At 58.6% G+C, this 20611-nt stretch carries 9 protein-coding genes; 2 read left to right on the top strand and 7 right to left on the bottom strand.

Going from position 1 to position 20611, the window contains the following annotated elements; all coding sequences use genetic code 11:
• Positions 1 to 99 precede the first annotated feature (99 nt).
• Positions 100 to 858 (top strand): Nif3-like dinuclear metal center hexameric protein, encoded by a 759-nt coding sequence (locus MAIT1_RS21025; RefSeq protein WP_143814996.1) that lies wholly within the window; start codon positions 100 to 102, stop codon positions 856 to 858.
• 242 nt (positions 859 to 1100) lie between these two features.
• Here MAIT1_RS21025 and MAIT1_RS21020 read toward each other — a convergent pair whose 3' ends face one another.
• The 3 genes from MAIT1_RS21020 to MAIT1_RS21010 all read right to left on the bottom strand — a co-directional run bounded on the left by MAIT1_RS21020 (position 1101) and on the right by MAIT1_RS21010 (position 8622).
• Entirely contained in the window at positions 1101 to 3191 is a 2091-nt protein-coding gene (locus tag MAIT1_RS21020; RefSeq protein ID WP_158089672.1) for an adenylate/guanylate cyclase domain-containing protein, read from the bottom strand.
• Between the two features lie 89 nt (positions 3192 to 3280).
• Positions 3281 to 4246, bottom strand: a complete 966-nt coding sequence (locus tag MAIT1_RS21015) for a DUF7354 domain-containing protein (RefSeq protein WP_085447096.1) — start codon at positions 4244 to 4246, stop codon at positions 3281 to 3283.
• 74 nt (positions 4247 to 4320) lie between these two features.
• A complete protein-coding gene (locus tag MAIT1_RS21010; RefSeq protein ID WP_158089671.1) occupies positions 4321 to 8622 on the bottom strand; it encodes a tetratricopeptide repeat protein in 4302 nt (1433 codons plus the stop codon).
• A gap of 439 nt (positions 8623 to 9061) precedes the next feature.
• On the opposite strand from MAIT1_RS21010, the gene MAIT1_RS21005 reads away from it, so the two are divergent.
• Positions 9062 to 17215, top strand: coding sequence for an Ig-like domain-containing protein (locus MAIT1_RS21005; RefSeq protein ID WP_085447081.1), 8154 nt, complete (start codon positions 9062 to 9064; stop codon positions 17213 to 17215).
• 282 nt (positions 17216 to 17497) lie between these two features.
• Here the strand turns inward: MAIT1_RS21005 and MAIT1_RS21000 are convergent, their stop codons facing one another.
• From MAIT1_RS21000 to MAIT1_RS20985, 4 genes are all read right to left on the bottom strand, one after another.
• On the bottom strand, positions 17498 to 19132 hold the full coding sequence (locus MAIT1_RS21000) for a PilZ domain-containing protein (RefSeq protein ID WP_158089670.1): 1635 nt from the start codon (positions 19130 to 19132) through the stop codon (positions 17498 to 17500).
• A 142-nt stretch (positions 19133 to 19274) separates the two neighbouring features.
• The gene (locus MAIT1_RS20995; protein WP_085447077.1) at positions 19275 to 19712 is read right to left on the bottom strand and encodes an RNA-binding S4 domain-containing protein; all 438 of its coding nucleotides are present in this window, start codon (positions 19710 to 19712) and stop codon (positions 19275 to 19277) included.
• Position 19713: 1 nt separating this feature from the next.
• Complete coding sequence (locus MAIT1_RS20990; RefSeq protein WP_085447075.1) at positions 19714 to 20034, bottom strand: hypothetical protein; 321 nt, start codon at positions 20032 to 20034, stop codon at positions 19714 to 19716.
• Positions 20035 to 20045: 11 nt separating this feature from the next.
• On the bottom strand, positions 20046 to 20606 hold the full coding sequence (locus tag MAIT1_RS20985) for a hypothetical protein (RefSeq protein ID WP_085447073.1): 561 nt from the start codon (positions 20604 to 20606) through the stop codon (positions 20046 to 20048).
• Between the last annotated feature and the right edge of the window lie 5 nt (positions 20607 to 20611).

Raw genomic sequence — 20611 nt, 5'->3', positions numbered from 1 at the left:
GCGAGAATTTAAATAGGCGGAGACTGAGAATCAAAAGTGAGGGTTTCCGCCACCCCTTATTGAAGCATGAATCTTGCCAAGAAGACAGGAATTGCACACATGGCGCACCTTTCGGCAATCGAATCCCATCTACTGGAACTGCTCAACGTCAGCGCATTTGACGACTACTGTCCCAATGGAGTGCAGGTGCGCGGCGGGGAGGAGGTCACGACCCTCGTCACCGGCGTTTCCGCCAGCGTGGCGCTATTTGAGGCGGCGTTAGCGCATAACGCCCAGTTGATCATCACCCACCACGGGATGTTCTGGAACAAGGACTCCCGGGTGGTGGAGGGGCAATTGAAACAGCGCCTCAAACCCCTGTTGCTGCATGACGTCACCCTGATGGGATTTCATCTGCCATTGGACGCCCATCCCGAACTGGGCAATAACGCACAACTGCTCAAGATGCTGGAGCTGGAGCCGGGCGAGCCGTTTGCAGGCTATCGTGGTTCGGCGTTGTCCCGTTTGGGACGCTGGCGGACGCCGCGCAGCGCCGAGCAAGTCAAGGCGTTGTTGGTGGAGCGCTTGGGCGCTGCGGGACTGTTTTTAGAGTTTGGACCTGAACAGATTCAGACGGTGGCCATCTGCAGCGGCGGCGCGCCGGAGTTGATCGCCGAGGCGCAGCGGGCGGGTGCGGATCTCTATCTGACGGGGGAAGCTTCGGAGCCGGTGTATCACTTTGCCCAGGAGATGGGCATGCACTTTGTGGCGGCGGGGCATCACAGCACGGAGCGATTTGGCGTGCAGGCGTTGGGTGAGCATTTGGCGCAGGAGTTTGGCCTGACCCACCACTATGTTGAGCTTAATAACCCCATATAATAAAACGATAAAACGACGTGCAAATGGAGAGTAAACAGATGCCGTCACACTTCATATTGAGCACAAAGTCAAACTAATCGAGGTCCAGGAGGGCGTCCCTCCTGGCGGGTCGAGGGCAGAGCCCTCGCGGGTCCAGGGCGGAGCCCTGGCGGGTTGAGGGCGGAGCCCTCATGGGGTTTGGGGCGAAGCCCCAATATCTTTCATCTTCCAAACACCGAATATCGACTCACATAAAGCGCGTATTACCCCTTACCACTGAGCGTATAGACGCCATCCCAATCGGCGGGCGGCGGCGCATCGATGTAGTCGCGGCAGCGATCGCGATAGGTGAGCGAGGGTCCATCGTTCTCCACGATCTCCAACGCCTTCTCAAACGCCGCCATGGCGGCTTTGAAATCCCGTCCCTTATAGAGTTGCTGCGCCTTGTGGAACGCCGCCATCAGGTCCGCCTGCTGGCCGGTGACGCCGCCTTTTTTATCCAACAGCTCATACACGGTAATAGGCTCGTTCTTGCCCACCACGCGGATGGTGTCCAGCTCGCGCACGTCGATATGATCCTTGGCCAGCGCATAGGTGAACTCGGAGATCATGGTGTAAGAGGCGAAGAACTTGTTGGCTCCCTCCAGACGCGCGGCCAGGTTCACCGCATCGCCCATCATGGTGTAGTCCATACGCTGTTTGGAGCCCATGTTGCCCACCACCATGGGGCCGCTGTTCAGACCCATGCGCACGTTGAGCAACGGCTGACCGCGCTCCACCAACTCCGCGCGATAGGCGGTCATGTGCTGCTGCATCTCCACGCTGGCCAGACAGGCGCGCACGGCGTGGTCGGATTGATCCAGCGGCGCGCCCCAGAAGGCGATAATGGCGTCGCCCTCGAACTTGTCCACAGTGCCGTCATGCTGCGCGATGATGTCGCACATGGCGGTGAGATACTCATTGAGCAGATTGACCAATTCCGAGGGGGTGAGCTTTTCGGAAATGGTGGAAAAACCCGCCACATCGGAGAAGTAGGCGGTCATTTCACGCTGTTCGCCGCCCAAGGAGAGCTTACTGGGATCCTTGACCAGAATCTCCACCACCTTGGGCGAGAGATATTGGCCAAAGGCGTCCTTGATCATGGACTTCTGATTGCGTTCAGCCAGATAGGATTTGAGATTGATCATGGAGAGCGACAAAATCCCCGCCACCATGGTGTAGGTAACGGAAACGATCAGTCCATACTGAACGTAAAGCCATGTGGCGGCGGCCAAAAAGACGCCGAACAGCAGCGCCACCCCAATAGAGCGCAAAATAGGGTGGCTCACGCCCACATTGATCAACACCAGCAGAATCATGAACAGCACCATCACGCCTGCTTCCTGGAAGAAGGAAGCGGGCCGAAGCGGCGCGCCGCCCATGAGCGAATGGATGGTGTCGGCGATGATCTCCACCCCGTAGACCATACCCACGGGGGTATCGAACCAGTCGTGAGAGACCTCGGAGGTGTCGCCCAGGATGACGATCTTGTCGCGCACCCACAGCTCCAACTCATAACGCTCATCTTCATCCAGATCCTCAACATCCAGGTCGAGGAACTCCATGGCGGACATGCCTTTGAATTCACTTAAAAAGCGCGCGCCATTGGGAAGTTTGGGAAAGTCGATAAAGAAGCGTTTATGGTGATCCAATGGCACGCGAACGTGACCGATGCGCAGAACATTGCCCTCCAAAATGGGCTCTTCGCCCAGATACATGGAGAGCGCCTGCACGGCAAACGGCCAACCATCGGGGTCCTGGGTAATGCGCGGATAAATCTCCAAGCGCGACAGACTGGTGACCAGGGCGCTGGAGGAGCTGATGTTGGTATAACCGCTTTTGGTGACTTCGCGAATCTTCTCGGTGGGGTAGTTCAGACGCAGGTATTTATGGTTCTCATCAAATTGCGCCTGGGACACCATCAGGATATTGCCCGCCTTGCCCAGATACTGCGCGGTGGCGTCGTCCTCGCCGTAGGAGCTGGGGAAGTCCATCAAAACGTCGACGGCGACAACCTTGGCGCCCAACGCGCGCAGGTTGCTGGCGATGGTGGCGATATCAGTGCGGCGCAGCGGATAGCTGCCATACTCTTTAAAGAATGCTTCGTCAGTGTTCACCAACAGAATTTTGTCCGTGAAGCTGGTGACCTCCTCTGGGCCATACTGCTGACGCAGAATCTGGCGCATGGAGTTGACCAGATTCTCCTCCACCGCGTCGAAAACCTCCAAGCGTTCGGCAGGGATCGCCAATAGAAAAAGCAACGCCGCCAGCCATAGATCCCAACGATCAACAATGCGTTTGGTTAGCTTCTTCACCCGTTCTCTCCCCACCGCATAAGCAAAACCCTGACGCGTTACGCGTCAGGGTTTTCCCGTTCCGCCATATGCCCGGTCAATCAACCCGCTTACAGTTGATCGGCTTCCAGCATTTTCTGGTAGTGCTCCGCCTCGGCGTAGCGCAGATCGTTCAGCTTCAGATCGTTGTAGGCTTTAATCAGCACCGGGCGCATATCCACTTCATCGGGATAGGCTTCAAAGAAGCGTTGATAGAAATCCAACGCCGCCACCGACATATCCTGCGCTTCCATCAGACTGCCCACCATCAGGTCGTCGCCGCCGGCCGCGCGCATCTCCGCCACCTGTTTGGCCAACGCCTGGCTCTGCGCGGCGTCCATCCAGGTGATCGTGCTGGGACGTTTGGGCGCATGGGTCACGGCGCCATTCTCCACCAGCGCCACCATGTACTCATGTTTACCCGGTTTCAGAGCCAACTTATGCCGCACCAGATCGCCCGCTTGCGCGGCGATATCCACGCTCTGACCATCCACGGTTAAACGGTAGGCGTAATCGCCACAAGTGGGCCAGATCAATTCAGGATAGGCGTCAGAGAGCGTGACGGTTTTCACCGTGCGGTATTTGCCGGCGTCACACTCGGATTTGGGCGCTTCCGCTTTTTTCGCCGAACGCCGCACCGTGGTATAACGCTGCGCTTTGGCGAAGCGATTATCCAGACCCGCCACCAGGGTTCCGCCTTCCACTGCCGTCAACGAGCCGGAGACCGCCACCGCTTGATCCTTCTCAATACGGATCACGGTGTTGGGGCCCATGGCGCGGGCGTTGCCGGTGCCCTGATTGACCAGGTTGCCGGAACCGTCGGCGCCAGTGCGCACCATGTAGCCTTCAAACAGGAACTTGTTGCGGCGCACCTTCTTCCACTTTTTGCCCTCGTTCTTGCTGTACTCCACCGTGCCCTTGGGCTTCATCAGCATGGTGACCGGGTTGCCCTGGGCCAAGGCCGCGCCGCCGCCAAAGGCGCCCAGCAGGCAGAAACTCAGCAGGAAAATGGCGAAAACTCGCAGATCTCTTTTCATGATGGACGCTCCCTATGGTCCGAAACTCTTTTGCCACAGCATAACGCCGCCCATTGGCTGGGGCAACGCGCAACTCAGTGGCCGATGCTCATAAACGCCGACCAGATATACGGATAACCAAAACGCGGATCGCGAATCAACGCCAACTGCGCCTCACGCAGCGCATCATGCGCCGACTTCCCTTCCATCAACCGTTCATACATGGCGTTCATCATCGCCTGGGTGCCGTCGTCGCTCACCTCCCACAACGACGCCATCACCATATTCACCCCCGCCTCCTGGAAGGCGCGACGCAGGCCGTAAACCCCTTCGCCCTCATGCACCTCGCCGAGGCCGGTTTCGCACGCCGACAGCACCGCCAACTGGGTGCCCTGCAGGTTCAGATCCAGCACCTCCAGCGCGGTCAACACGCCGTCGTTGCGCGTATCGATCTCGCCTAAGAACGGCGCATTGGCGTTGATGCCGGCAAACGCCAGACCGGCGCGCAACATGGGGTTGTCCCCCGGCGGCGGCAGATCGATATTGGCGCTGCGCTGCAACCGCAGCAGACGCTTCTTCAAGCTGTCGTCCGCCTGCAGAAAGAAGCCGTGGGTGGCGATATGCAGCACCTGCGGCGGCTGTTTAAACTGTTTGACCCGCTCCTCCTGGGCATCGTTGCGCAGCAGCAGCACATTATTTTTACCCGCCGCCTGGGTGCTCTCCACAATCAGCTCGCCCTCTTTCTCGGCGCCGGGCAGCGGATCGAACTTCAACCCGCGCATACCGCGCGAAAAGGCGCGCAGACCCGCCCGCAGAGAGGCGGCGCGGGAGTCGGTTTTGACAAACCCGCGCGATGCCCCGCGTGAGCCGGAACGGCGGGACAACACCCCCTTGCGCTCCACCGACGCCACCTGATCGGTGTCGTAGTTGGGACCGGCCAGGGTGATGAAGCCGCCATCGGCGCGGGGAATGCGCGTGGGCAGCAGATCGCGGCTGGTGGTGAGAATATGCAGATCCACCGCCTCGATCAGGTAGAGCTCCTCGTCGGTCACCAGCGCGTTGAACGGCAGAATGTTCAACACCCCATCGGGCGCCAGGAACACTCTTTCACGCTCTTCGCCCAACGCTTCGGTCAACGGCTCCCAGATCTGCGCATACACCGCCATGCCCAGCTCCAGCAGCTCATCCTCATCCATGCCGTCATCCTGAATGGCGGCGCGATAATCCAACACCAGCTTTTCGATGGCGTCCAGATCCTCATAGCACACCAGACTCCGATGCAGCGCATCGCCATCGCGGGTCATCACCCCCGCCAGCAGATGACGCCCGCCGCTCTGGTCGGCGTAGATCAGAAAGTCCACCAGCGCTGCGCCATCGGGCAGATGCTCGGCGATTTTATCCAGCGTCACCTCTGTGGCGCTTTCGCGGAAACGCAGACTGGCGCGTCCCACCTCCCCCTCCAGGGAGTGGATTTTGCTCTCCAACTGGTGCATGCGCGCCAAGTGCGCCTTGGGGTCCTGATGCTCCTGCGGACCCGCCAGGGTCAACGACGCCAGCGCCCGTCGCGCCGCCGCCAGTTCATCGGTCACTTTGCGCAGTTTGGGATCGTTGCTCACCTGCGCAATTTGGCGAATCTGCGAAGTGATTTTGAACAGCAACCCCTTGCGCTGCAGCGAGGTTTCCAGCAACGCCGCGCCCGCCTGCTCGGCATCGGGCAGACGGGTGAGCAGATCCAGCCACGCGTTCAACTCCGGACGATGCAGCCGTGTATACCCTTCACGGGCGTTGTCGCCGGTCACCCACATCATGCGGTTGAGGAACTGGGTGCGCCGCTCGGTGGCCTCTTTGCGCAGTTTGAACGCCTCAGACAGGGCGTTGGTCTCCTCTTGCACCGCCGCCAATGTATTGAGTGTCTCAAACGTATAAGGATGTTGCGGGCCAAGGATCTTTTCATCCAGATCCAGCGTCTCCCGCAGCAGTTTATCGGCCTCTTTATAGCGTTTCTGGTCGCGATAGAGCGCGGCCAGATCGTGCATACTACGCAGCGTATCAATGTGTTGCGGTCCCAACGCTTGACGCCGTCCCGCCAGGGCTTGTTTAAAGTGCGCTTCGGCGCGATCCAGCTTGCCCAGATTGCGCTCCACCCGCGCCAGGTTGTTCAAACTCTTGAAGGTGGTGGGGTGGGCGTCGCCCAGACTCTTGCGCCAAATATCGAACGCTTTTTGGAAGATCGGTTCAGCGGCGGCGTAGTCCTGTCGCATCAGTTGCAGGTAGCCGAGGTTGTTGAGGAACGCCATGGTGTCGGGGTGGTCCGGCCCCAAACGCTCGCTGGAGATGCGGATGGCCTGCTGATAGAGCGGTTCGGCGCGATCGAACACCCCCTGGCTCTCATACAGCAGCGCCAGACTGTTGAGCGCGGCGATGGCGTCGGGATGACCTTCGCCCAAGCTCTCCTGCAGCCCCTTGAGCGCCTCCAGGAACAGCGGTTCGGCCTGATCGAACAGACCCTCCTCCTCAAACGTCAGGCCCAGGTTGTTCATCAGCGCCAGGGTGGTCTGATGCTTGGGGCCCAGCACCGTGCGCGCATCGGCCAGGGCGTTCTGGAAGGTGATCTCCGCCTCGGCGAAACGGCCCATGCGCTTATACAACCCCGCCAATTCGCTCAGAGCGGCGATGGCGTCAGGATGTTGCGCGCCTTTACGCGCAATTTCAGTATCATAAGCGTTTTTCAAAGTGGGCTCAGCCTGCGCCAACTGGCCCTGCTTGATCTGAACCTGAGCCAGTAATCCCAACGTTTTGGCGCGCAGATCGCCCAACGTCTGCGTTTCGGATTCCGTCAGTTTGGCCAACTCATCCAAGTTCGACCGGGCGATGGTCAGATCGCCGCGACGCATTTGCCAATCAGCCAGATCCAGGCGCGTCTCCACCGTGCGCGCATCGTCCAGCGGCATGATGCGAACCATCTTGTCCCGCGCCGCTTCCAGCTTCTGGCCAGCGGCGGCGTAGTCGCCCTGTTGCAGGGCCAAGCGTCCCTGTTGCGCCAGACAGGCGGCGCTATCGGGGTGCCAAGCGCCCAGCGTGCGGGCCGTGGCGGTACAGGTCTGCTCCAGCGTGATGGCGGCCTCTTCCAACTGCCCCAGGTTCTGTTGCAGACGCGCCATTGCGCGTTGGGTCGCCAGTGTGAGCGGGTGCTCCCGTCCCAGACCGGCGGCGTACTGTTCGGCGATTTTCTGACGCACATCCAACGCCTTGGCGTACTGACTGCGGGTTTCATACAGATCCGCCAGCATGCCTGCGCTATCCAGGGTCTCCGGGTGATCGACGCCCAATACCTTCTGCCCGGTTTGCCATATCTGCTGCAAAGCGGACTGCGCCGGGGCGAAATCCCCCTGCACAAACTGCTGCTTGGCCAATATTTTCCGGCTGGCCAGCGTATAAGGGTGATCCGCGCCAAACAGCTTTTGCGCCAACGTCACCGCCTGCTTCGCCGCCGCCAGATCACCCTGTTGCCCTTGTCCCAAAGCCGCTTGCCAGGCGCCCATCTGCGGCGCCGCCGCCGCACTGGGGGAGAGTTGAGCGGCTTTGGCCAGGCGCTCATCCACCCATGCGGGCAGACGGCTCTGAATGCGTTTGATGGCGGCGTTATCCCGCCCGATCAGCGGCCACTGCTGTTCGCGGGAGAGATCCGCCGTATCCAACGTTATGGCAATGGCGCGTTGATACTCAGCGACAGCGTCCTCCCAATGGCGTTGAGATTCCGCCTGCTGCGCCAACTGACGCGCCTGATCCGCCGATTGACCGCTCACATTGCTCGCCATGGACGCTGTTGCCGGAACGTCCGCGGCGCCAAACGGATCCTCATCCGTAGGCGCTGCAGCAGTCGCCGTGGGCGCCGCAGGCGCGCCAAACGGATCCTCATCCAACTGTCCGGCGCGAATGGTGTCGCGTTGCGCCTGGTTGGCGGCGAGAATCTCTTTGGCTTTATCTGGGGAGATCTTGTTCAGCAGCGCCAATTTGCGTTTGGCGGCGGCCACATGGCCCTGCCCGGCGGCGTAATCATACCACTTGAGCGCGCGCTCCAGATTGGCTTTGATGCCCGAACCCTGCTCATACATCAAACCCAAATGGTACTGCGCATCGGCGTGGTGTTTCACCGCCGCCTCTTGGAACCACTTCACCGCTTCGGCGTTATCCTCTTTGACGCCCACGCCCGCATAGTAGAGCACGCCCAATGAGGCTTGCGCCGCCGCATGTCCCTGTTCGGCGGCTTTGTGGAACCACTGCGCCGCCTCCACCAGATGTTGCGGCTCCGGCCCGGTCAAATAGATTTCGCCCACTTGAAATTGCGCCTGGGCATCGCCCGCTTTGGCGGCTTGCAGATAGGGCGCGGCTTTCACCGCTGGATCCGGACCTTTGCCAGGCGGTGTTTGCGCGCCCACGGGGGTGGTCGCACAAAGCGCGATAAACAAAAGGAAAAATGAGACAAAACGCTTCATGACGGCATCCGCATTCTGTAGCGAGGAGAGCGGGAACAATTTTTGCGAGATTGGTAAATAATCGCGCTGCATTCGCAGGATCAACAGCACAGCGCATAACGCAACGTCAACAATAGCATAACGCAAATTGCATAGAGTTCGCCAATCTAGGCCAGTTTACACTGGAATTGGTTCTCTGTGCATAAACGAATCGTATATAGTGTAACTGCGGCAATCCAGGGAGTGGAGCAGCGCTGCATAAAACGGCGTTACCAATCTCAACGCGTTTTACCCTGGTCACGACTCACGGTTTTTTCCATCCCGGCTGGATGCATACGGGATCAATCGGGCAGTGCAAATCATGGACACCACCACCGAATTTCTCGCCTCTTCCAACGATGAGCCCACGGACCAAAACGTCTGGCGGCCCAACCCGGATGCAGCGGCGCCGGAATATGACGCCAGCGCCCAGGTCATTGATGGACAGGTGCGCCTCGATAATCCGCGCTACGCCACCGAAGGCGACTATGTGCGCGATGGCGACGACCTGATTCTGCGTCTGGAGAGCGGCGAGCAGTTGCACATTGCCGACTACTTTACCGAATCCGGCGATCTGCCGCCGCTGATGCTGCCCAATGGTTCGGCCATTAGCGGCGAGATGGTGCAAGCGCTGCTGCCGCCGGGAGCAGGCGGCATGGAAGGGGCGGCGCTGATGGTGGGCGCCGAGAGCGTCGGCAAGGTGGACAACCTGGCTGGTAAGGCGTTTGCGCGCGGCGCTGATGGCCGTTTGCGCATTCTGAACAATGGCGATGAGATCCAGACCGGCGACATGCTCAAAACCGTCACCGGCGGCTTGGTTAAAGTGGTGTTTAAGGATGGCACGGAGTTCCAGCTGGGTGAGAACGCCCGCGCCATCATGGATGATTACCAGTTTGAACCGGCGGCGGGCAAAGGCGCCTTCGCCGCCACTGTGATCACCGGCATCTTCCGCTACAAGAGCGGCGAGCTGGGTCATGTGCACGAAGGCAAGCACTCCACCATCAAAACCCCCGCCGCCATCGTCGGCATTCGTGGTTCAGAACTGGCGGGTGAGGTGACCCCGGATGGTCAAACCACCGTGGTGCACACCGCGGGTATTCTGGATATCTCCGATGTGTTCGGGAATGGCACCGTTACGCTGACGCAGCCCGGTTTGGCCACGGCGGTCTCGGTGACCGGCGGCGCGCCCAGCGCGCCGGCCCCGGCGCCGCCCACCTTTCAGGCCAAATTGAACAGTCAGTTGTCCAACGACAGCTTCCAGCAGAAACAGCAGGAGCACGAACAGAAGGTCGAACAGGAGCGCGAGCAGCGTCAGGACGACCCCGAACCAGAGCCGGAGCCGGAACCGGAACCTGACCCCACTGCGGAACAGACTGCGCCGCCCGAAGGGGAGGGCCAGGGCGCCGAAGGGGAGGGTCAAAATCCTGAGGGCGATGGTCAGAACCCTGAAGGCCAGGGCGCCGAAGGGGAGGGTCAAAATCCCGAAGGCGATGGTCAGAATCCCGAAGGTGAAGGCCAGAACCCTGAAGGTGAAGGCCAGAACCCTGAAGGTGAGGGCCAGGGTCTGGAAGGCGCGGAGGCGGATCCGTTCGCTGAAGGCGGCGCCGAGGGCGGCGAGGGCGATGGCGCGCAAACGGAAGGCGGTCAAGAGGGGCAGGGAATCGAAGGCGGCGAAGCGGATCCGTTTGCTGAAGGCGGCGGCGAGGGCGATGGCGCGCAAATCGATGGTCAAGGCGCGGAAGGCGGTGATGGCCAACAAGCGGGTGATGGCCAGCAGGCGGGCGATGGCGCAGGCGTGGATGGCGGCGCAGACGCCAATGATCCCTTCGGCATAGGCGATGGCGGCGCGACGGGTACGGATGGCGGAACCATTGGCGCCGATGGCGGCGCGACGGGTACGGATGGCGGGACCACCGGCGCCGATGGCGGGACCACCGGCGCCGATGGCGGGACCACCGGCGCCGATGGCGGGACCACTGGTACGGATACAACCTACATCAATGTATTCGATACCGGCGGCGGCGACTTCCTGGGGCTGACCGGCGGCGATACCGGCGGCGTCACCTACACCACTGGCGGCGACACGGGAACGACCTACGATATCGTCACAATCGGCGATACGGGAACGACCGGCGATACGGGAACGACCGGCGATACCACCACGCCAGAAACGAACACCACCACCACCTCGAATTCCGGGCCGGTCGCCAACCCGGACTCCCTCTCCGTGGAGTCATCGGGGGACTGGGAGATCCTGATCAGCGATCTTCTGATCAACGATGGCGATGATAACGGCGTCACCAATCTTCACTTCGTGTTGGATCTTCTGGATACAACCGATCTGCTGGGTAGCTTGAGCGTTAGCAGTGATCAGACTTCACTGATCTATAACGCCAATGGCGCTTTTGATGCGCTGGCGACAGATGAAACGGGCATCGATACCTTTTACTACACCATTGAAGACAGCTACGGCGCTTGGGATGTCGGTCAAGTCAGCCTGTATGTCTCCGCTCCGGGAACCAGCACGGGAATTGATACGGGAACTGACACCGGAACTGATACAGGCAGCGTCACGGGTCCAACCGCCACTGATGACGCCCGCGCCGTTGGCGCCGCGGACGTTTGGACCATCACCCTCGATGGCCTGCTTGCCAACGATACCGATGACAAAGGCGTCTCCAATCTGTCCATCGCGTTGGATGGCTTCGATGTGACGCAACTGCAGGGGGATTTGACCCTCAGCAGCGATCAGACAGAGATCCTCTACCGCGCCAATGGCGCTTATGACTATCTGGCCGACGGCGAAACCGCTGTTGATACCTTCTTCTATGAGGTGGTGGATTCCGACGGCAACAGCGATTTGGGACAGGTCTACTTGCAGGTGACCGGCGTTAATGACGCGCCGAGCCTGGCCGCCAATGCGCAGACCGAATTCACCATCGCCAATGACTCTGCGCTCACCGACTTCGTCGACGTCACCGACCCCGACAATGGCGCGGTTCTCACTTTCAATCTGGTGCAGGACGTCAGCAATGGAACATTGGTGCTGGACGCCAACACCGGGGAGTTCACCTATACGCCCCACGCCACCTATCAAGGCACAGAGAGCTTCATTGTTGAAGTCAGCGACCAATTCAATGCGACGATCTCGGTCACCATCAGCATCACCGACGCCGCGTCCACCTACACCGCGACGGAAGATACGCTGCTGTCCGGTCAACTGCCCAGCGCCAGCGCGGGCTCCAGCTACTATCTGGCCGCCGCGCCGGACCAGGGCGCCCTCTCTCTGCTGAGCGACGGCTCGTTTGAGTACTCGCCGCACCCCAACGCCTTTGGCGATTACACCTTCACCTACTGGACGGGGACGCTACCAACCGGAGTCAAGTGGAGCTCCAACGGGTCGCGCTCCACATCGAAATTTATCAACGACGCCAACATTACAACCGGAGATTCCGACGCCAACGTCTATGGAGGGGGCTCCCTGCCGTTTGGCCGCATCAACGGCGCCATGAACTACAGTTCCGACGCCGATTACTACTCTCTGGCGCTGTTTGCGGGCGAAACGGTGATTTTTGATATCGATGGCGGCGACAGCGGCGCCAATATCAATGCGGACATGGATTTTCAGCTCACGCTGATGGACTCCTCCGGCACGATCATCGCCTCCAACAGCGATGGCGGAACGCTGGATGCGGGCAGTCTCACCACGTTTGATCCCTATCTGACCTATCAAGTCCAGAGCGACGGTTTCTACTTCATCGTTGTCTCCGCAGACGGCAATCCGCTCACCGCCGCCACCTATGGCAGCGACAACTATGGCGAGTACGAACTCAACATTGTGTTCGATAACGCCTCAGCTAATCACAGCTTCTCCTCCAACATTCTTGAAACGATCTCCGATCAAGAGGGGCAACTGACCAGCGGATTCCTGGAGCTGACCACGGATCAACTGCAAACGGCCTCGCTCACCATCACATCGGTGGCCGACTATCCTGTCGCCGTCAGCGACTTTTTGAGCACCACCATGGGCTCCGCCGTCAATGTGGAAACCACGGCTCTGATGGCCAATGATTACGATTCCGACACTGGCGACTCGATCTCTTTTGATTCACTTTCCAGCGCGTTTAATGGGTCATATGTCTTAAACGGAACCACCGTCACCTTTACCCCGGACAGCGGTTTCTTCGGTTCCGCCGGGTTCTCCTACTCCATTCAAGACACCCAATCGCTGACAGGAACCACCAGTGTCGTTGTCCATGTAGCGGCGCCCGGGGAAGCGGACATCTCCACCCTCTCCACTTCCATGTATCGCGCCATTTATGGCGAAAACAGCGGCGATAACGCCGGCAATTCCGCCAACTACATTGGCGATGTGAATGGCGACGGCTACGACGATTTCATCATCGGCGCGCCCACGGCGGACTACAGCGCTGGCGATAATTACGGTAAAGCGTATGTGGTGTTTGGCGGACCAGCGGGCGGAACCGGCGATCTGGTGCTGAGCAACCTGGATGGGACCAATGGTTTTGCCTTGTTCGACACCATGAACGCAAGCGCGGCGAATTTTGGCTGGAGCGTCAATTACGCTGGTGACGTCAATGGCGATGGTATCGATGACTTTATCATTGGTGCGCCCGACTACGGCGCCAGCACGGAGGGCGCCGCCTATGTGGTGTTTGGCGATACCCAATTTGGCGCCGCCTTCAATCTCAAAGATCTTGATGGATATGATGGATTTGTCATCAAAGGCGCAAACAGCGGCGGCAAACTTGGACTCTCCGTCAATGCGGCTGGCGACATCAATGGCGATGGCATCGATGACGTTATTGTGGGGGAGTACTACTCCAGTCCCTATAGCAACAGTCAATCCACTACTGTAACCAGCGGCGGTAGCGCCTATGTGATCTATGGCGGCCGCAACGGGTTCAGTTCGCATATCTATACATCGAGCCTCTATCCAACCAGTTCCACGGATGCCGGTTTCGCCATCATTGGCTCCACCGCTGACGACGCGCTGGGGTGGAGCGTGGCGGGCATGGGAGACTTTAACGATGACGGCTATGACGATCTGATCATCGGCGCCACCCAGGAGTATGGCACAGGATATGGCAAGGTTTACGTTGTCTATGGCCAGTCGGAAGGCAACCAATCCAGCCAAGTGGATCTGTACGATTTCGCCGCCACCGATGGTGTGGTGTTCGCAGCGTCGCAAACGGGCCAACTGGGCTATCGCGTCAGCGATGTGGGCGACATCAATGGCGATGGCGTGGACGATATCGCCTTTAGCGCGCCCAAAGTGGGAACCACCAGTGGCGAAGTTTACGTTGCGTTTGGCAGCTCCTCGGCTTGGAGCGGCATCGCCTCCATGGATCCCGCCGACCTGGTGAGCAACAGCGCCGGCATGATCTTCACTGCGGGTTACACCGACGAAGAGTTGGGGGGCGGTTCAATCTCCTATACGGGTGACGTGGATGGCGATGGCGTCGATGACATGGTCATTGGCGCTTACTATGCCGATACAAACGGCTATACCGACTCCGGGCGCGCCTATCTCATCTTTGGTCAAACCGGCATGACCGCCGCCACCATCTCTTTGGCGTCGCTGGATGGCAGCAACGGTTTTGCCCTCAATGGCGCAGTTGCGGGCGGATGGTTCGGGTATAGCGCCAAGGCGGCTGGCGATGTGGATGGCGATGGCTTTTATGACCTGATCCTCAGCGCGCCCTATGCAAATGGCGAGAACAGCAACTACACGGCGGCAGGCAACTCCTATATTTTCTATGGCGATGACTTCCGTGGCAATTTTACCCAACGTGGGACCACTGGCAATGATGTCATCCAAGCCAGCGATAGCGGTGATTGGATCTTCGCCGACGAAGGCGATGACGAACTCTCCGGCTCCATTGGCAACGATGTGCTGTTTGGCGCCCAAGGCGACGATCTGATTGATGCGGGCTACGGCATCGATCGCGTCTCCGGCGGCGCCGGAGATGACCGCATCCTCATCTCCGACCTGGGCGATGGCACAAACGTCGATAGCATCGATGGCGGCGGTGGATACGATGTATTGCGCTTCTCCAACTACTTCTATGTGGACCTGACCACCAGTTCCGACCCCCTGAATCTGGATGGCATCGAGGTCATTAGTCTCGATAATGAGATCACCGGCGACACCCTGGTGGTCAACAAATGGAGCCCCACCTGGGTCAGCGACGACAGCCGACTGCGCATCACCGGTGATGTGGGCGACAATGTGGAGGTCAATGACAGCGGCTGGTACTACGTGGGCTCCATCTACATCTCCAAATGGGATGTCAGCGCCACCATGGCGCACTATTCCAATGGCGCCTCCAAGCTGTTCATCGATCGGGATATCACCACGAACTTCAGCATGTCGGCGCCCAATCTGCTCAGCACGCGCAATATCACCAACTACGATGATGGCAAACATTACGGCTTTACCGTAGAAGGAGAGCTGGACTATCAAAGCGCAACGAGTTATTTCGGCATCGCTTCCACCATGCTGGACTTCAATGGCGACGGCTTGGATGATTTCGTCATTGGCGCGCCGCACGCTGGAAGCACCGACTTTTCAGGTAAGGTCTACGTTATCTATGGCGGCACAGGCGCCTACCCGTCCGAAACCCTGCTTTCCAACCTCTCTTCCACCAGCTATGGATTTGTCATCGAGGGCGGGAGCAACTATGGAATCGGCGATTCGCTGGCCAAGGCGGGCGACTTCAATGGCGATGGCATTGATGATCTGCTTATAGGCGCCTACTATGCGCCGTCCAACGCCTATGGCGACTCCTACATTGTCTATGGCTCCAGCAGCACTTACAGCGGTTCGCAAACCATTACGTCACTCACCGATGGGACAAGCGGATTTACCATTGAACAAGGCGGCAGTGGCGGAACACAAGCCGATTTTGTCGTAGCAGATGGCGGCGACATTAATGGTGATGGATATAACGATATTGTTCTGCTGGATAAACAGTACAGCTATTCAACGGCCAGTTCACAAGAGGGGGCGGTTTACGTCATTTTCGGCGATGGGAGCAACTTTAATGCGGGTGTTTTCTCCACCAGCACTCTGGATGGAAACAACGGTTTCCAAATTATTGGTCCAAGCGTCAGCGGGCGATTTGCCGCCAGCGCCTCCTTGAGCGGCGATTTCAACGATGATGGTTACGACGACCTGCTCATTGGCTCCGCCGATGGCTCTTTGGGCACCTCTTCGGGAGAAACGTTCGTCATTTATGGCCGCTCCAGCTTCACTACGGTGGCTCCAAGCGGTCAGTTTGATCTCACTTATATCACCGATGTCACCAGCAACTCCGTTGGATTCTACGTTCAAGGCGCCACCGCCAGCGACTTTGCTGGCGACCGGGTGGCATGGTTGGGCGATGTGAATGGCGATGGTTATGACGACTTCGCCATTGGTGCGCCAGGAGCCAATAGCAGCGATGGCGCCGTCACCGTGATCTTTGGTTCAAGCAGCAACCCCGACACCACCGACAACCTCATCACCACAGCAGAGGTGAATGGCTCCAATGGATTCACCATCCATGGCTCGACAGGTTACGCGGCGGCTTTTGGCTCCACGCTAGAGGGCATTGGCGACATCAATGGCGATGGGTGTGATGATATTCTAGTCGCTTCTCAAGACTATTATTACGGCACAGGCGTTGGTTATGTGGTGTATGGCGGAAGCATGTTCTCACAAGACTTCTACGTGGATAATATTGACGGCTCCAACGGTTTTAAAATCTCGGGTTTTCAATATAGTGGTGAAGGCTTCAAATCCGCGGCAGGCGGCGGGGATGTTGACGGCGATGGATTCAGCGATCTGTTTGTTGCTGAGATGTACTCTGGTTACTATGGCGCAGGAGAAGGGTATTTCCTGTTTGGCGGCGATTTCGTCAATGCGGGCCATCTGCTAGGCAGCAACGGCGCCGACACCATGACCGGCTCCACCGACGCCAACACAACCGATTACCTCATGGGACGTGATGGCGACGACGTGTTGGATGGTCAAGCAGGTCCGGACTATATCAACGGTGGGGCGGGCAATGACCTATTGATCTGGGATACCGACGACATCGTGTTGGATGGCGGATCCGGGTTCGACATCCTCAGCGTGCCCGGCGCCGGGGTCAATGTGGCCGATCCCACCAACAACACTCTGGTTCGCCATATTGAGGCGGTGGACCTGCATGGAACCGGCGCCAATAGCATCGATATCAGCGCGTTGGAGATTCTGGATGTCTCCGATGATGACACCTTGGCCATTTTGGGCGATGGCGATGATCTGGCCAATATGACCGACACTGGCTGGGCCTATCAAACCACGGTGTCCTATACGCCGCCGCACTATGATCAGTCTGTTACCCTGGATGTCTACACTAATGGCGGGGCGACGCTCTATCTGGAGACGACCATCAGCACACAATTCGCTGTAGCGGGCGCGATCTAAATATAGTCGCTAGCATCCAAAAGTGAACATATGGGCGCTGGAAGATATCGAGGGCGGAGCCCTCGAGCTCCCCAAGATCAACAACCACACCGTGGGCTCCGCCCACACCCGCTTAAGGGTCACAGACCCTTAAGAATCCCGACAAATTTCCTCTGGAAATTTGTCTCATAGTCAGCGCAAGCTGAACCAACGTCACGCAAACATTGAGATCTTTGGATTTGTGTCATTCTGGATTCAAGCGACTATATATTTTATCTACGTCTGCTCCATCAGGCGATCAACTCACTGCCAGCGAGCGCGGCGTCGTTTCTCCAACTGCTGATCCTGCAGATAGCGATTAATGGCGGTTTGATCCTCCTCCAGCACCCCCAAAAACTCAATAGCAATGCGTCGGGGCGGCAACACATTCACGCCATCCGGGGACTCTGCCTGGCCCAATACGCGCTTGGCCAGGGATTTGACCGCCACCACATGGCCAAAGGCGGTAATCCAACGCCAAGGCGCGGCGGGCAGGCCAATATGCACCGCCACCTTATCCTCTTTGGAGACCGGAATCGGCTTGACCTGTTTGCCCAATGTGGAACCGGATGTTTGACGCGCCAACTCGCGGAACGCCACGCCCCCTGCGCTCAAATTCACATCCAACGGACGATGACCAAAAATCGTCTCCGGCCCCACCGTGCGGAATTTATCAGCCACCGCAGCCAGCGTCTCCACCAATTTCTCCAAACCATCGCGTCCCGTGGGATCCATGCGTTTGAGCGTACGCAGATCGTTGCGAATCCGCTTGAGCTCCTCCCGCTGACGTCGCCGCGCGGTCTGCGGCGCCACGCTGTTGGAGGCCACCAGATCCTCCAGAATCTGATGGCTGCGAGAAAGCACATCAGCCTGCATCATACTGATCCAGTCCAGATTGGCGAAACGGTGCACACACTCGTCCAACTGCTGACGTAACGGGACGAATAGATTCACCTTTTTATGATCCGCCACTTGTGCGCACAAACTGTCCACCCGCACCCAGAAAGCATCCGCAACGTCAGCCACCATGGGATTGGTGCGATCCAGAATATCCAAACTGGCGTCCAAGCGTTCGGTATCGAACACGGCGTATTGATTATCGAACACCGGCAACGGCTGTTGATGCTGTTCGATAGCCTTGATGGCTTTGTCAAACGCCGAAGCAGAGATCAGCTTCCACTTGAACGGCATGGTCCCATCAAAGCGGATATGCCGCCGCTGCTCACCGCCACCGGCATCCTCATGCCGATCCTCCTCCGAAGGCGCATGAATCTCCGGCTCCGCCGCCGCCGTGGGTAGGGGGTCGCCGAAGCGGAAGCGCTTTTTCGGTTTCTGCTTAACGATCTCTTCAACAATGGCGGCGGTGTTTGGAATGCTATCCGCCGCCGAGGCGGCGTCTTGCAGAAACAGCGCCTCCTCCTGATCCAACTCTGCGATCTCCTCTAAAATCTCCTGCTCGTCGTTCCACACGCGATCGGCGCGCTCTTTGAGCTGCTCACGCTGTCGCAGCACGATATATTGCTGAATCCATTCCTGGTCAGTATCACGCAACTCCATGAATCGACAGGAGATTTGAAAAATATTCTCGTCGTTGACGCAACGCACGATCTGCGCATGGTAGGTGATGGGATCTTCGCGCTTCTCTTCAGGAAAGTAGACTTTGATATCCACCTCATCACCCTCCCGCAGCGCTTGAGCAGGAAGCTGAAACGAACAGCCGCCGCCGCTCAAATCCGCCAATTGGGTTGCCTGCCAGATGCCAGCGCCCGCATCCACGCGGCTGGCGCGGATGGCCATACGCCGCTTTTCACTGGAGACGCGCTTACGCACCTGAATATCCAGATTATCTTCCAGACGAAAGTGGCTGCGGCGGGTGTTGTCATCAAAGGCGTCATTCATAGAGGCGAATATCTCAAAGAAATGTGGAAAAATCCGATGGGGAAGAGCATATGCGCCAAAACTCATCCCGTCTCATGATAAACGAGCAGATATTTGGAAAAAGCAAAAAACAGGCCGTGATTTACACAGGCGTATAATCCATTCAACGCTGCTGAACGCGACTGAGCAGACGCCGGTCCCGCTTGTTGGGCCGTCCCGGTTGCAGCGTTGGACGGGAAAGACGCTCCATACGGCGCATCTCCGCCTCCTGCTCACGTTTGGCGGCGCTCTCTGGAGTTTCGCTATAGAGCTGCTGCGCCACGCTGGCGGGGCCGCGCTGTTGACTCAAATCCTGCACTGTCACCACGAAGGTCAACAGCCCCTTTTGAATCTCCAGCTCATCGCCTACGCGCAGGGATTTGGCCGGTTTCACCCGCTGCCCATTTACATGCACATGACCGCCGGTCACCGCCTCCGTGGCCAGGGGGCGGGTTTTAAAAAAACGCGCCGCCCACAGCCAACGATCCAAACGCACGCTGTCATCACTGCTTATGGTTTCATTGGCGTCCGCTTGCCGCCGTCCCTGTCGGCCACGCGCCATACTACTTGTTCTCCCCAGTGGGGGAGTCGCTCTTATCGGCCTCTTCGGTCATGCGGGCGCAGAACGCCTGGACGGCGCTTTTGGAGAGCTGCGCGCCCGGCTCCAGGGCCGACAGCATCTTATCCGTCACCTGCCCGGAGAGGGTCACGCCCTGCTGCTGCAAACCCACATTCAGACCAAACACGCCGCCAATAACCAGCGCCAGCCACAAAAACAGCGACACGCCGTGGCCGATGATCTTAAAAAATCCAATCAATACAGCCAGACCACTGATAGCGATCATGCCGTAAGAGACCAGTTGCGGATCCAGATTCTCCAACATAAATCCATCCTCTACTCGTTTTGTAACGCTTCGATTTCCCAGGATTGGGCGCGATCGGATAAATAGGCGTTCACCGCCACACGCGCCTGCGCAGTATTCAAACTGCGCAACGCCCGCGCCGCCGTGATGCGCAGATGGGGGTTGCCGTTGGCCAGATAGGGCGTCAATGCGCTGGCCACCCGTTGCGGATAGGTCTGCGCAAACCCAGCGGAGAAACTCTCCATGGTGCGGCGCGAAAGGGCGTCGTTGGACCACACCGCCAAACGACTCTCCAGATAGTCCGCCACATCGCTGGTTTGGAACAATTTCAACGCCATCAACGCGCGAATGCGGTAGACGTTCAACAAGGAATCATCATCGGCGATTGCCATCAAGGTCTGCTCGGCGCCATCGCCCAGAGCGGTGATGGCGTCAGTCTCCAGCGTCCACTCCACTCCGGCCAGCGCCTGCATCGCTTCGGCGCGACTGGGCTGCGCCAGCGCCGCAGCGGGCCACAGAGCAACGCCCAGGGTCAAACTCACGCTTAAACAAGCGGCTATGGGCAAAATACGCATGAAATGACGGGTCATCATCACGA

Origin of the sequence: Magnetofaba australis IT-1 (genome assembly GCF_002109495.1) — a bacterium.
GTDB lineage: Bacteria > Pseudomonadota > Magnetococcia > Magnetococcales > Magnetococcaceae > Magnetofaba > Magnetofaba australis.
The sequence above is the reverse complement of the archived record's forward strand: the minus strand, read 5'-3'. Positions and strand labels throughout refer to the sequence as shown.